11 protein-coding genes are annotated in these 12,697 nt (G+C 70.4%); 8 read left to right on the top strand and 3 right to left on the bottom strand.

Features of this window, described 5'->3' with window-relative positions; genetic code table 11:
- Window positions 1-49 precede the first annotated feature (49 nt).
- Window positions 50-634, top strand: a complete 585-nt coding sequence (locus HNR51_RS01010; RefSeq protein ID WP_182553723.1) for a TetR/AcrR family transcriptional regulator — start codon at window positions 50-52, stop codon at window positions 632-634.
- Window positions 635-733: 99 nt separating this feature from the next.
- Window positions 734-1,723, top strand: a complete 990-nt coding sequence (locus tag HNR51_RS01005; protein WP_182553722.1) for a CobW family GTP-binding protein — start codon at window positions 734-736, stop codon at window positions 1,721-1,723.
- Window positions 1,724-2,082: 359 nt separating this feature from the next.
- Here HNR51_RS01005 and HNR51_RS01000 read toward each other — a convergent pair whose 3' ends face one another.
- A complete protein-coding gene (locus HNR51_RS01000; protein ID WP_141951090.1) occupies window positions 2,083-2,334 on the bottom strand; it encodes a hypothetical protein in 252 nt (83 codons plus the stop codon).
- Between the two features lie 541 nt (window positions 2,335-2,875).
- Between HNR51_RS01000 and HNR51_RS00995 the strand changes: the two genes are divergently transcribed.
- The 6 genes from HNR51_RS00995 (at window position 2,876) to HNR51_RS00970 (ending at window position 11,378) form a co-directional block, all read left to right on the top strand.
- Window positions 2,876-4,336: an O-antigen ligase family protein gene (locus HNR51_RS00995; protein ID WP_182553721.1), complete on the top strand. Its 1,461-nt coding sequence runs from the start codon at window positions 2,876-2,878 to the stop codon at window positions 4,334-4,336.
- Window positions 4,333-7,695 (top strand): PAS domain-containing protein, encoded by a 3,363-nt coding sequence (locus tag HNR51_RS00990; RefSeq protein ID WP_182553720.1) that lies wholly within the window; start codon window positions 4,333-4,335, stop codon window positions 7,693-7,695. Before HNR51_RS00995 ends, HNR51_RS00990 begins: the two co-directional genes overlap by 4 nt.
- Window positions 7,696-7,770: 75 nt before the next feature.
- Window positions 7,771-8,298, top strand: a complete 528-nt coding sequence (locus tag HNR51_RS00985) for an Xre family toxin-antitoxin system antitoxin (RefSeq protein ID WP_152276574.1) — start codon at window positions 7,771-7,773, stop codon at window positions 8,296-8,298.
- Complete coding sequence (parT, locus tag HNR51_RS00980; RefSeq protein ID WP_012453636.1) at window positions 8,295-8,792, top strand: type II toxin-antitoxin system Prs ADP-ribosylating toxin ParT; 498 nt, start codon at window positions 8,295-8,297, stop codon at window positions 8,790-8,792. Before HNR51_RS00985 ends, parT begins: the two co-directional genes overlap by 4 nt.
- A 106-nt stretch (window positions 8,793-8,898) precedes the next feature.
- Window positions 8,899-10,347 carry a YcjX family GTP-binding protein gene (locus HNR51_RS00975; protein WP_182553719.1) on the top strand — a complete coding sequence of 483 codons (1,449 nt, stop codon included), beginning with the start codon at window positions 8,899-8,901 and terminating at the stop codon, window positions 10,345-10,347.
- Entirely contained in the window at window positions 10,344-11,378 is a 1,035-nt protein-coding gene (locus HNR51_RS00970; protein ID WP_182553718.1) for a YcjF family protein, read from the top strand. Before HNR51_RS00975 ends, HNR51_RS00970 begins: the two co-directional genes overlap by 4 nt.
- 113 nt (window positions 11,379-11,491) lie before the next feature.
- Here HNR51_RS00970 and HNR51_RS00965 read toward each other — a convergent pair whose 3' ends face one another.
- On the bottom strand, window positions 11,492-11,878 hold the full coding sequence (locus tag HNR51_RS00965; RefSeq protein WP_012453633.1) for a hypothetical protein: 387 nt from the start codon (window positions 11,876-11,878) through the stop codon (window positions 11,492-11,494).
- A 199-nt stretch (window positions 11,879-12,077) separates the two neighbouring features.
- Entirely contained in the window at window positions 12,078-12,629 is a 552-nt protein-coding gene (locus tag HNR51_RS00960; RefSeq protein ID WP_182553717.1) for an RBBP9/YdeN family alpha/beta hydrolase, read from the bottom strand.
- Window positions 12,630-12,697: the final 68 nt, after the last annotated feature.

Genomic DNA, 12,697 nt, shown 5'->3' with positions numbered 1-12,697 from the left:
CCCGCACGGATGGATGAACCGCGAGCGGACGGACGTTGAGAGACAGGCGATGAGAGACACGCGCGCATCGCTGCTCAGCGAGGCCGAGATCCTGGTGCGCGGCCGGGGCTATTCCGGCTTCAGCTACGCCGATCTCGCCGAGGCCGTCGGCATCCGCAAGGCGAGCATCCACCACCATTTCCGCACCAAGGAAGCGCTCGCCCAGGCGCTGATCGAGGCCTACGACGCCCGCTACGACGCGGCGCTCGACGACATCTCGGAGCGGACCCGGGACGGAGTGGCGCGGATCGTGGCCTATGGCCGGCTCTATCTCGGCGGGGTCGAGCAGGGGCTGGGCTGCCTGTGCGCGGCGCTCGCCGTCGAGCTGGAGACGCTGCCCGAGGCGCTGCGACGGGCCATCACCGCCTTCTTCGACAAGCACATCGCCTGGCTCGCCGGGGTGATCGAGGAGGGGCAGTTCGACGGCAGCGTCCGCGCCGGGCTCGACCCGCAGGGCCATGCCCGGATGATCGTGGCGGCGCTGGAGGGGGCCTTGCTGCTGGAGCGCTTCCTGGCGGGGCCGGAGGGGTTCGGGCGGACGCTGGCGGCGCTCAGCGAGGGGCTGCGGCCGGCGCCCTCCGGCAGCCAAGCCTGACAGGAGGCTGCGTTGCGTCGACGCGGCCTTTCATGAACGCCGGATGATACAATATGACAGCCTGACACCCCGTCACCGAACAAGCTGCCCAGGTCCCTCATGTCCGACGCCTCTCCCGTCTCCGCCTCGTCCGAAAAGATCCCGGTGACGGTGCTCACCGGCTATCTCGGAGCCGGCAAGACGACGCTGCTCAACCGCATCCTCACCGAACAGCACGGCAAGCGCTACGCCGTGATCGTCAACGAGTTCGGCGAGATCGGCATCGACAACGACCTCGTCGTCGGCGCCGACGAGGAAGTGTTCGAGATGAACAACGGCTGCGTCTGCTGCACCGTGCGCGGCGACCTGATCCGCATCATGGACGGGCTGGTGAAGCGCCGCGGCAAGTTCGACGCGATCATCGTCGAGACCACCGGGCTCGCCGACCCCGCCCCGGTCGCTCAGACCTTCTTCGTCGACCAGGATGTCGGCGAGGCGGCCCGGCTCGACGCGGTGGTGACGGTGGCCGACGCCAAGTGGCTCACCGACCGGCTCGCCGACGCGCCCGAGGCCAAGAACCAGATCGCGTTTGCCGACGTGATCCTGCTCAACAAGTCCGACCTCGTCTCGGGCGAGGATCTCGACCGGGTCGAGGGCCAGATCCGCGCGATCAATCCCTGGGCCAAGGTCCACCGCACCGAGCGCTGCGCGATCCCGCTCGATCAGGTGCTCGACCGCAATGCCTTCGACCTGTCGCGCATCCTCGATGTGGAGCCCGACTTCCTGGAAGAGGGCCACCACCATCACCACGACGAACAGATGCAGTCGGTCTCGGCCAAGATCGACGGGCTGGTCGATCCGGAGAAGTTCATGCCGTGGATCTCGAACCTGACTCAGGTCCAGGGGCCGGACATCCTGCGCTGCAAGGGCATCGTCGCCTTCCCCGACGAGCCGAAGCGCTTCGTCTTCCAGGGCGTGCACATGATCCTCGACGGCGACGTCCAGGGTGAATGGGGTGCCGACGAGCCGCGCGTCTCCCGCGTCGTCTTCATCGGCCGCAACCTCGATCCGGAGGCGATCCGCGAAGGCTTTTTCGCCTGCAAGGCGTGAGGCGAAACCGCGCCCCTTGCAACCGCGCACGAAAAAAGGGCCGCCCGTCGGGGCGGCCCTTTCTCATGGATCGTCATCTCGACCGGGCGACGGTCGGACGGAGGCCCCTGCCATCAGAGGTTGAGCAGCAGGTTCGCGGCTCCGACCACCGCGGTCGCGAGTCCGAGGGCGAACACACCGATCATTCCGTAAGAAAAGGCCTTCATCATCCGCATACGTCGCGTTTCCTCCGTTCGAGATCGGCGGCAGCGGGAGCGCGCCGCCTTTTAGGGTCAGTCGGGGCAAAGAAGGCCCGATCCCGCAGGATCGGGCCGGCATCGTGATCTGAGCCTTGGCCAGAGCCTTGGCCGTGGCCGGCCTTAGCAGCGATAGCCGCCGGTGGTCTGACCGTACTGCTTGACCGGGAAGTTCTGCTGGTTGGCATTGCCTTCCGCGGCGGAGTTCATCGGGCAGGCGGCGTAGAACGGGCCGTCGTGAACGCCGAGCGGCGCGGACCAGCCGGTGACCAGCGGAGCCGGACGGGTATAGCTCTCGCTGAAGGCCAAGGCGGAGGTCACGGGGGCAATGCCCAGAACAACGGCGGCGACGGCGGCGGCAATACGGGTCTTCATCTGTTTTTCCGATCCTATTCTCAAGAGAGACCCGATCATCCGGCCTCGTTTCGTCTCGATGAATTGGATATGGGGACGCCTCGCCCGGCGTGACGTGTCATGGCGCACGCGATGAAGCGGAACAAACGCACCGCCGATTTCTGTCTGTCTTGTCGTGCATTCGAGAGCGGCGCCGCTCGATCAGTCTCTCCCACGAATCCGACGTCGCGCGGGGCAAAACCTCGTCCCCTGCATGGTGGCCGGCATCGTGGCTGAACCGGTCTCAGCGCATCCCTTCGACGGCGATGCCCGGCCGCTCGATCCACCCGGAGCGGCCCTCGCAGGCGGGTCTCCGGAGGGCAAGCGGCGGATCCGAGCCTCTCGGCGCAGGGCGCCATGCCCTGGAAGGAGCGCGGTTCGTCCGCCTCGGTTCATTGGGCAAAACGCAACCTTTCAGTGGTTCGATCAGCCCGGTTGAAGGGTCCGCAATCCTGCCGGGCGCCGCCTCGCGCGGTTCCGGCGGGTGGCGTGCGCGGCGCCCCGCGAGAGTTCGAGTTCGCCGATGTCCTCCACGACAGTCGCGCTGACGGGCGCGACGGCCGACCCGTCGCGATCGGCCGCGGGCTCATCACCATGGGCCGCAGGCACTTCGCCATGGGCCGCAGGCGCCTGGGGCCGCGTCCCCGTCCTGCGCGCGGTCCAGGGGCTGGCGAGCATCCTCCACGCGGCGTTCATCTTCTTCGCCTGCTTCGCCTTCTCGGACGCCTCGCCCTACGACCTCGTGGCGATCCCGACGATCGTGCTGTGGCTGGCGCTCGGCATCCGCCTGCACCGGGGCGCGATGCCCCTGGTGCTGCTGCTCCTCGCCTATCTCGCCTCGATCGGAATCGCGCTGCTGCCCTATCTCAACGAGCCGCTGTCGGTGTCGTGGACCGTGCAGCTCGCCTACCTCGTGGTGACGTGCATCTTCTTCGCGATGCTCTACGCCGACGACACCCGGGCGCGCATCGAGGTCGCGCTCAAGGCCTATACCGCGAGCTGCGTGCTCTCGGCGGCCCTGGGCATCGTCGGCTACCTCCAGCTCCTCGGTATCGAGGACCTGTTCTACAAGTACGGCCGGGCCTCGGGCACCTTCCAGGACCCGAACGTGTTCGGCTCCTTCCTGACGCTCGGCGCGCTCTACCTGATCCACGGCCTCCTCTCCGGCTCGACCCGGCGGCCGCTGTTGTCGCTGGCCAGCCTCGTCGTCGTGATGGCGGGCATCTTCCTGTCCTTCTCCCGCGGCTCCTGGGGCGGCACGGTGGTGGCGGTGGTCGTGATGGTCGGGGCGCTCTACGCGACGAGCCGATCCCGCGCCCTGCGGCGGCGGATCGTGACGCTCGGCCTCGTCACCGTCGGCTTCGGTGCGGTCGCCCTCGCCGGGCTGCTGTCGATCGACAGCGTCGCCCAGACCTTCCAGACCCGCGCCGCGGTCACGCAGGACTACGACGAGGGCGAGACCGGCCGTTTCGGCAATCAGATCCGCGGCATGGGCATGCTGCTGGAGGAGCCGTTCGGTTTCGGCCCCTTACGCTGGCGCCAGATCTTCAACCTCGAGCCGCACAATTCCTATATCGGCAGCTTCGCCAACGGCGGCTGGGTCGCGGGCACCGTCTTCATCGCCCTCGTGGCGGCGACCACCTTCGTCGGTGTCCGGCTGATGCTGCGCCCCTCGCCCTACCGCGCCTACGCGCAGATCGTGTTCCCGGCGCTATTGATGTTCTTCCTCCAGGCCCTGCAGATCGACGTGGAAAAGTGGCGCCATGTCTACATGATGCTGGGGATGATCTGGGCGTTGGAGGCCGCCCGCCTGCACGCAGCAGGCTTACCTCTGATTTCACCCCTGATTTCACCCTTGACCGGCCCCTTCCGGGGGCGCATCGCAGGACATCCAAGCGTTGCAGTGCCGGCCGGAACGGACGGAGGACGCGAGGTGGGAGGCGGAGGCGAGCGCACGGTGTCCGGAGCGAAGGTGAGGCCGTGACCACGGAATCGGCGAGCGAGGCCGAGCGCCTTGCGGCCCTGCATGCGCTGCGCCTCCTGGACAGCGATCCGGAGACGCCGTTCGAGGCCGTCTGCCGGACGGCGCAGCGCCTGTTCGGGGTCGCGGCGGCCTATATCTGCCTGGTCGATGCCGAGCGGCAGTGGCTCAAGGCCTGCTCCGGCACGATGCCGGTGGAGACGCCGCGAGAAGGCTCCTTCTGCGACCGGACGATCGAGCAGGACGCGATCCTCGTGGTCCGCGATGCCCGCCGCGACCCGCGCTTCTCCGGGCTCGGGATCGTGACCGGCCCGCCCCACGTCGTGTTCTACGCTGGCGCCCCGCTGATCCTGCGGCCGGGGGTGCGGCTGGGCGCCCTCTGCCTGGGCGATTCGCAGCCCCGGGACTTCACGCCGGACGACGCGGCGGCCCTGCGCGATCTCGCCGAGATCGTGACGGCGCAGATGCGGCTGCGGCGCGACAATCTGGTCACCGCCAGCGAGAAGGCCCTGCGCCGAATCCACGAGAGCACCATCCGCGCCCAGGGCGTGGAGATCGAGCAGCGGGCGAGCGCCAACTCGCTGCTCACCATGGCCGAGCAGATCGCTCAGGTCGGCCATTGGCGCATCAACTTCGTCAGCGGCCACCCGCTCTACTCGGAGAGCCTGCTGCGCATCGCCGGCCTCGACCCCGAGGCCCCGGCGGCGCAGCATCCCCACCTCGCCGAACTGTGCCACCCCGCCGATCGCGGGAGGGTCGATGCGGTCATCGCCGCGGCGATCGCCGGTGGGGGCGACTTCGAGTTCGAGGCGCGGTTCGCGCGCCCCGACGGAACGGTTCGCGACGTGATGGTGCGCGGCACCGGCAAGACCGACGAGGCCGGCCGGACCATCGGGCTGTTCGGCATCCTCATGGACGTGACCGACCGGCTGCGGATCCAGGCGGAGATGCGCCACAGCGAGATGCGTTACCGCAGCCTCTCCGACGCGCTGCCGCTGCTCGTCTGGACCGTCGATCCGGAGAGCGGCGAGGCGACCTACGTCAACACGCGCTTCGCGGACTATTACGGACCGATCGGCCTCTCACGGGAGCAACGGCTCGCCCGCAACCATCCCGACGACGCCCCGGCAATGGAGGCGGCCTGGGAAGCGGCCCGGACGAGCGGCCAAGGGTACGACGGCCAGTGGCGCCTGAGGGCACGGGACGGCTCCTACCGCTGGCACAAGCTGTCGCTCACCCCGATCCGCAGTGCGGCCAATCCGGCCGAGGTGACCGAGTGGATCGGCACCGCGCTCGACATCGACGAGATCGTCTCCGCCCGCCTCGCCATGGAGGATACGAGCCGCCTGCTCGGCATCGCCCTGGAGGGCGCGGAGGCCGGCACCTTCGACTGGAACCTGCGCACCGGCATCACGCTGCTGTCGCCGGAGAGCGTGCGCCTCTACGGCCTGCCCGAGACCGGCGGGCCCCGCGCCCTGTCGCCGACGGAATGGACGGCGACGATCCATCCCGACGACGTCGTCGAGGCATGGAATCATATCCACCACGCCGTCGACAGCCGGAGCCGCTTCACGGCGGAGTATCGCGTGGGCGAGCGCTGGCTCTACACCTCCGGCCGCACCCTCTACGACGGCGAGGGCCGGCCCTACCGGATGCTCGGGCTGCATCTCGACATCACCGACCGCAAGGCGGCGGAGGCGGCTCTGCGGGCGGCCACTGCCGAAGCCCGGGCCGCCACGGTGGAGGCGGAGCGGGCGAGCGCGGCCAAGAGCGAGTTCCTCGCGGCGATGAGCCACGAGATCCGCACGCCGCTCAACGGCATCCTCGGCTACGCCGACCTGCTCCTCGACCGTCCCGAGCGGGATCCGGAGGATCAGCGCCGGCTGGAGCTGATCCGCGTCTCGGGCGAGGTCCTGCTCACCGTCGTCAACGACGTCCTCGACGTCTCCAAGATCGAGGCCGGCCAGCTCGCGCTCGACCCGCTTCCCTTCGCCCTCGGCAAGCTGATCGAGGACACCGTCGCAATCATCCGGGGCAGCGCCCTCAAGAGCGCGCTGACCGTCGAGGCGCGGATCGATCGGAACCTCCCCGCGAGCGTGATCGGCGACGCGAACCGCCTGCGGCAGGTGCTGTTCAACCTGCTCAACAACGCGGTCAAGTTCACCCCGGCCGGCTCGGTCACCCTCACCGTCCGCTACGAGGGTTCCGTCCGGGACGCGGAGGGCGGGCGGCGGGAGGCGCTGCGCTTCGAGATCCGCGACACCGGCATCGGCATCGCGCCCTCGCAGCAGCACCGGCTGTTCAAGCCCTTCAGCCAGGTCGACGGCTCGATCAGCCGCCGCTTCGGCGGGTCGGGCCTCGGCCTCGCGATCTGCCAGCGCCTCGTCACCATGATGGGGGGTGCGATCGGGGTCGAGAGCGTCGAGGGGGTCGGCTCGATCTTCTGGTTCACCCTGGCCCTGCCGGCCGGCGCCCCTCCGCGCGCCGCCGAGGCCGCGCCGCAACGCCTGGAAGCGGCGCGGCCGGCCCGGCTGCTGCTCGTCGAGGACGTGCCGATCAACCAGACGCTGGCCCGCGCCGTGTTGGAGGTGCAGGGCTACCGCGTCGACGTGGCGGGCGACGGACACGCGGCGCTGGCGGCGATCGAGGCCGCCTACGGTCCGGAGGCCGGAACCGACCCCTACGCCGTCGTGCTGATGGACGTGCAGATGCCGGGCATGGACGGTCTGACCGCGGCCCGGCGGATCCGGGCCATGGCCGGCCCCGCGGCCCGCCTGCCGATCGTGGCGATGACCGCCAACGTTCTCGACGGGCAGGTGCAGGAGTTGATCGCAGCGGGCATGGACGACCATGTCGGCAAGCCGTTCAAGCGCGCCCAGCTCTGCGCCGTGATCGAGCGCTGGCGGGTCATCGGGGCGCAGCGGGCGCGGGACGGCGCGGCTGCGGCCCTCCCGCCCGCGGAACGCGTCAGGACCCGATCCGAATGGCCGCGCGATGGGGATCGCGCGCACGGCGAGGGCGGCTTGGTGCTCGACCGCGCGACCTTCGCCGCCGTGCAGGACACGATGGGCCGTGAGCGTGTGCTGTCGCTCCTGTCCCTGCTCGAACTCGACCTCGAACTGCGCTTCCTGCCCGAGGGCGCCGAACCGGGTCGGGGCGATTTCGACCGGGAGCAGCTCGCCTACGACGCCCACGCCATGGTCGCCGCGGCAGGCGCCCTCGGCTTCGTCGCGCTCTCCGATCTATGCCGCGAGATCGAGGCCGCCTGCCGGGACGGCGGCGACCTTCCCGACCTGATCCACCGCCTCGCGGCGCTGCGGACGGATACGCTGGGAACGATCCGGGCCCTGCGCGCGGCGTGACGCACGAGGGCGTCTCCGGAACCTCTTGCAGCCTTGCTCAAACGAGCTATTTTGTTGCTCGAAGGAGCAGTCGCGATGACGGACACGACGGCCAAGGCCGTGGTCAAGCGGAGGAAGTCGCGCGGTCCCGATGCGCCTTCCGGCACGCATCCCGGTGCACATCCCGGCGCGCGGCCCTTCGCCTATCTCGATCTCTACCGCGCCTCACCCTTCGACCGCATCGAGGTCATCAAAGCCGGGGTTCCGGCCAGGACGGTCAAGGGCTTCATCACCGCGCTGCATCTCGACCAGCAAGTGATGTTCGATGCCCTCAACCTGAAGACGGCCACGGTGAACAAGAAGGCGGCGAGGGACGAGGCCCTCTCGGCCGAGGACAGCGAGCGGGTCGTCGGCCTCGCCAAGCTGGTCGGGCAGCTCGAAGCGATGATCCAGGAATCCGGCACGGCGCAGGATTTCGACGCGCCGGGCTGGCTGTCGCGCTGGCTGCGCGAGCCCCTGCCGGCGCTGGGCGGCGGCAAGCCGCTCGACCTCCTCGACACGATGGAAGGCCAAGCTCTGGTGTCGCGCGCGTTGGCGCAGATCCAGAGCGGAGCCTATGCGTGAGCCGGTCGCTGTGGCGGATCGGGACGGACGCCCGGTCCTACACCGCCGACGATATGTCGGGGACCGGCGCCAAGCTCTCCGGCGGTCGCTGGAACGACGTCGGAGTCGCGCTGGTCTACGCGGCGGGCAGCCGGGCCCTCGCCTGCCTCGAAACCTTCGTCCACCTCAATGCCGGCGGCCTGCCGCTGAACCGGTACCTCGTCGAGATCGACGTGCCGGACGACGTCTGGGCGTCGGCCGAGGTCGCAACGCCGGACACCCTGCCCGTCGGCTGGGATGCCGAGCCGGCGGGCCTCGTCAGCCTTGCCTTCGGCACGGACTGGGCGAACGGAAACCGGTCGGCGCTCCTGCTGGTCCCCTCCGTCATCGTCCCGGAGGAACAGAACGCCCTCATCAATCCCGCCCATCCCGACGCGGCGAAGATCACGGCGCGCAAGGTCCGGAAGTGGCTCTACGACCCGCGCCTCGACCGAGACCGGCTTTCGTTCGCGTGAGGGGGGACCTTCCGGTCCAGAGCGGACGCATCTTGAGATCGCCGCGCTTGCGCGCCACCTGACAGCCCGTCCCGCTTCCCACCGAAGCCCGCCGCCCGAGCCCGCCTTGCCGCCCCTCTTCGACTACGCCGCGCAAGCGGGTTCCGCGATCAAGGCCTTCGCGGAAGCCTCCAGCGACCTCCTGATCCAGCCGACGCTGCGGCTCGGCGTCACCGGCCTCGCCCGCTCGGGCAAGACCGTCTTCACCACGGCCCTGATCCACCACCTCGTGGAGGGCCATGCCCTGCCCGCCTTCGAGCCGGCGCAAGCCGGCCGCCTGCGGCGGGCGCGGCTCGTGCCGCAGCCCGACGACGACGTGCCGCGCTTCCCCTTCGAGGAGAATTTCGCCGCGCTCACCGAGGCGCGGCGCTGGCCCGGCTCGACCGACCGGATCAGTCAGTTCCGCCTCGCCATCGAGTACGAGCGCGCCGGCGGTTGGCGCACCGGCCCGGCCACCCTCATGCTCGACGTGGTGGACTATCCCGGCGAGTGGCTGCTCGATCTGGCGCTGGTCGATCAGAGCTACGTCGCGTGGTCGCGCGCCACCATCGCCGGCACCCGCCGGGCGGGCCGGGCCGGGATCGCCGCGCCCTGGCTCGCGCTCATGCAGGAACTCGACCCCGCAGCCCCCCTCGACGAGGTGCTGGCCGAGCGTGCCGCCAACGCCTTCAAGGCCTATCTCGGGGCGCTGCGTGCGGGCGCGGAATCGGTGGCCACCACGCCGCCGGGGCGCTTCCTGATGCCCGGGGATCTGGCTGGCTCGCCGATGCTGACCTTCGCCCCCCTCGACCGCCTGGAGGAAAGCCAAGTCCCCGGCAGCCTCGGTGCGCTGATGGAGCGGCGGTTCGAGGCCTACAAGAGCAAGGTGGTGGAGCCGTTCTTCCGCGAGCATTTCCAGCGGGTGGATCGGCAGATCGTGCTGGTGGACGTGCTCTCGGCGGTCGATTCCGGGCCGGCGGCGCTGGCCGAACTGGAGGAGGCGCTCGACGCGGTGCTGCTCGCCTTCCGGATCGGCCGCAACAGCCTGCTCTCGCGCTTCTTCGCGCCGCGGGCCGACCGGATCATGTTCGCCGCGACCAAGGCCGATCACCTCCACCAGTCGAGCCACGACCGGCTCGACGCGCTGCTGCGCCTGCTCGTCTCCCGCGCCATGCGCCGGACCGAGGCCGCGGGCGCGCGGGTCGGCACCGTGGCGCTCGCCTCCGTCCGCGCCACCCGCGAGACCACGGTCCACGATGGCGGCGAGGTGCTGCGCGCGGTCTCCGGCACGCCGGAGGCGGGCGAGCATGTCGGCGACGAGATCTTCGACGGTCTCTCGGAAGCCGCGGTGTTTCCCGGCGAATTGCCCGCCGACCCGCAAGCGGTGCTCGATGGGGCGGTCCCGCCGGGCTCGTTCCGCTTCCCCCGCTTCCGCCCGCCGCCGGTCCGGCCCGACGCCCTCGGACGGCCGGGCCACCTGCCGCAGATCCGGCTCGACCGGGCCATGCAGTTCCTGATCGGGGATCGGCTGACGTGACCAACCCGCAGCGCCCGCGCGCCTTCCGCATCCCCTCCACCGACCAACCGCCGCCGGAGGCCGCGTCCGCCGAGGCGCCGCCGCGGCCCGAGTTGCGGCCCGATGTGCGGCTCATCGACGAGCCCTACGAGATCGTGGACGCCGCCGACGGCGTCGCGGTGCCTGTGGCGCCCCGGCGCCGGGCGCCGTGGCTGTCGATCCTGTTCAGCGCGCTGGGCGGCCTCGTCACCATCGCCGTCGGTCTCTCGGTCGAGCGCCTGATCACCGACCTGTTCGCCACCGCGCCCTGGCTCGGCTGGGTCGCGCTCGCCCTCCTCGCCGTCGCCCTGGTCGCGCTCACGGCCCTCGTCGCCCGCGAGGCGCTCGGGGTCTGGCGCGAGCGCAAGATCGAGGCGTTGCGCGGGCGGGCGCTCGCGGCGCTCACGGCCCGCGACCACACCGCGGCACAGGGCGTGGTGCAGGAGCTGCGCGGCTTCTACGCCGACCGGCCGGCGCTCGCGCCCGCTCTCCGACGCCTCGACGCGGTGGGCGATGCGATCCTCGACGTGGACGACCGGCTGGCGCTGGCCGAGGGCGAGTTGCTGAGCCCCCTCGACCGGCAGGCCAAGGCGGCGATCGCCCAGGCGGCGAGCCAGGTTTCGGCGGTGACGGCCTTGAGCCCGCGGGCGATCGTCGACGTCGCGTTCGTGGTGTTCTCCGCCGCGCGGCTGCTGCGCCGGATCGCGGCGATCTATGGCGGGCGCCCCGGCCTGCTCGGCTTCCTCCGGCTCGCCCGGGCCGCGCTCGCCCATCTCACCGTGACCGGCGGCATGGCGGTCGGCGAGGGCATGCTGCATCAGGTGCTCGGCCTCGGGCTCGCGGCCCGCGTCTCGGCCAAGCTCGGCGAGGGCGTTCTCAACGGCCTGATGACCGCCCGCTTCGGCCTCGCGGCACTCGCCGTCTGCCGTCCCCTCCCCTTCGTGCGCGTGAGCCCACCGACGGTCAACGACGTCGCCGGCCAGCTTTTTCGCAGTGGCGAGGGTCAGGAATAGCGGGATCCCAAAGGGATCATTCCTTTGGCGGGGATTGGGGCTGCGCCCCAAAAAGAAGCTCCCGGGGCCGAATGCCCCGGGAGCTTCTTTCCTTTACGGCTCAGGCGCTGCGATCAGCAGTCGTCGCCGCCCTTCTTGTCGCCGAGCTTCTGGTCGTGGCCAGCGGCGTTCATCGCGCCGACCGTGCCCGGCGCTGCCGGCTGCTCGCCGCCCGCGGTGTTCTTGGCGGAAGCCGTCTGCTCGGAACCCGGCTTGTTGCCGACGCCCTGGCCGGCGCCGACATTGTTCATCGCACCGACCGTGCCGGGCGAAGCCGGCTGCTGGCCGCCCGCCAGGTTCTTCGAGCCGGCATCGGCGCCGCTGCCGGTGCTGCTGTTGGCGGCGGTGGAATCGCTCGGAGCCTTGGCGTTGGTGCTGCCGGTGTTGCACGGCGCGGCGAGCGCGGAACCGGCGATGAAGGCGAAGGCGGTGGCGGTAGCAATGGTCTTCGTGAGCGTCACGTTTGCGTCCCTCCGGAATTGTACGACCGGCTTTGCCGGCCGGTCTGCCCGGAGAAAGCAATTAAGGAAATTTAAGTTCCCAATTTATCCTGGGTCAAAGAATATTTTTAGAGCCGCGTTCCCACGCATTTGATGAAAATCGGCCCAAGCCCCTGAGCGGTAATACACTATTCGAGCAGCCGCCAACGGCTCCGCCGCCTCAGAGCGGGGCGAGGAAGCCCGCCAGCCGCATCAGGCCTTCCGGCCAGGGGCCGTGGCCGCTCGCGACGTTGATGTGGCCGGCCTCGCCCGCATCCACCAGCGCCGACCCCCAGGCATAGGCATAGTCCTCCGCCCGCTCGTAGGTGCAGTGCGGATCGGTGCGGCTGGCCACCAGCAGCGAGGGGAAGGGCAGCGGATCGCGCGGGACGGGGGCGAAGGCGCGCACGCTCTCGGGCAGGTCGGCGCCCGCCTCGATGTCGGGGAAGGCCACCAGCAGGGCGCCGCGCACCACGCCTTCGGGAAAGCGCGGCGCGGCCTCGACCGCCGCGACCACGCCGAGGCTGTGGGCGATGAGGATCACCGGCCGGGTCGCGGCCTGCACGGCGTCCACGACGCGGCTGCGCCACGCCTCCGGGTCGGGCCGGTGCCAGTCGTCCTGCGCAACGATCCGCGCGGTCTTCAGCCGGGCCGCCCAGCGTGCCTGCCAATGCTCCTCCTCGGAGCCGGCATAGCCGGGCAGGATCAGGATGTCGCAATCGGCAGTCTTCATGAGCAATCTTTTGAGGTTGGCAACACCCTTACGCAACGGGCAGCGGGCCTTCCGGCTCCGCGGCGATC

It is taken from the genome of Methylorubrum thiocyanatum (genome assembly GCA_014138645.1).
Classification (GTDB): Bacteria; Pseudomonadota; Alphaproteobacteria; order Rhizobiales; family Beijerinckiaceae; genus Methylobacterium; species Methylobacterium thiocyanatum.
The sequence above is the reverse complement of the archived record's forward strand: the minus strand, read 5'-3'. Positions and strand labels throughout refer to the sequence as shown.